The organism is Mesorhizobium sp. B1-1-5 (genome assembly GCF_006443065.1).
Lineage (GTDB): Bacteria > Pseudomonadota > Alphaproteobacteria > Rhizobiales > Rhizobiaceae > Mesorhizobium.
Map to the genome: position 1 here is coordinate 1 of NZ_VFWS01000563.1, position 1,129 is coordinate 1,129.

At 63.1% G+C, this 1,129-nt stretch carries 2 protein-coding genes; both read right to left on the reverse strand.

What is annotated here, in order from left to right; all coding sequences use genetic code 11:
* On the reverse strand, positions 1–345 hold a 345-nt coding region (locus FJ980_RS33305), incomplete at its 3' end, for an ABC transporter permease (protein ID WP_140547635.1).
* Positions 346–360: 15 nt separating this feature from the next.
* Positions 361–1,129 (reverse strand): ABC transporter substrate-binding protein (locus tag FJ980_RS33310; protein ID WP_246676695.1); only part of this gene is annotated, 769 nt, incomplete at its 5' end.

Sequence of the window (1,129 nt, forward strand, 5' to 3'; positions counted from 1 at the left end):
TGGAATGGCCACGATCGCCGCCCAGAAGGCGAGGAAAAGCGTGTTCCACAGCCGGCCCTTGATCGATGTCGCGATATCCTGTCCGCTCGACATGGCGGTCCCGAGATCGCCGGTCAAAACGCCGCCGAGCCAGCGGAAATACCTGATATAGGCCGGATCGTTGAGCCCAAGCTGCTCACGCAGATTGGCGAGCGATTCCGGTGTCGCCGACTGCCCTAGGATGGCTTGCGCGACGTCGCCGGGCAGGATCTGTGTGCCGGCGAAGATCAGGACCGAGACGGCCAACAAAAGGAGGATGCCCAGCGCGACGCGCTGGGCCACCAGTTTCACGATGGGTGAGGACATCTGGGCAAGGCCGGCTCAGGCTTCGAGCCAGCACTTTGCCAGGGCATAGCCATTCATCAACTCCTGGTGCGGATCGTCCACCCAGCCGCCCACCTTGGCGCCGGTGGCGTCGATGAACTGGTTGAACATCGGCAGGATCAGGCCGCCTTCGTCGCGCACCATGACGGCCATGTCGTGATACATCGCCTTGCGCTTGGCCTCGTCCAGCTCGGCGCGCGCCGCCAGTACCATCTTGTCGAAATCAGGGCGCTTGAACCGCGTGTCGTTCCAGTCGGCGGTCGAGAGGTAGGCGGTCGAGTCCATCTGGTCCTGGGTCGAGCGTCCGCCCCAATAGGAGGCGCAGAAGGGCTGCTTGTTCCAGACCTCGTTCCAGTAGCCGTCGCCCGGCTCGCGCTTGAGCTCGATCTGGATGCCGGCCTTGGCCGCGCTCTGCTGGAAAAGCTGGGACGCGTCGACGGCGCCGGGAAAGGCGACATCGGAGGTCCTGAGCAGCACCGCGCCGTCATGCCCCGACTTCTTGTAGTGGAACTTGGCCTTGTCCGGATCGTATGTGCGCTGCTCGATCTCGGTGAACAGCGGGTAGGCGGCATTGATCGGGAAATCATTGCCGAGCGAACCGTAACCGCTCAGCACCTTCTTCAGCATTTCTTCGCGGTCGATCGCCAGCTTCAGCGCCATCCTGAGGTCGTTGTTGTCGAACGGCGCCGTATTGCAGTGCATGATGAAGACGTAGTGGCCCGGTCCCGCATGGTTGCGGATGGTGACGCCCGGCACGCGTTTGATC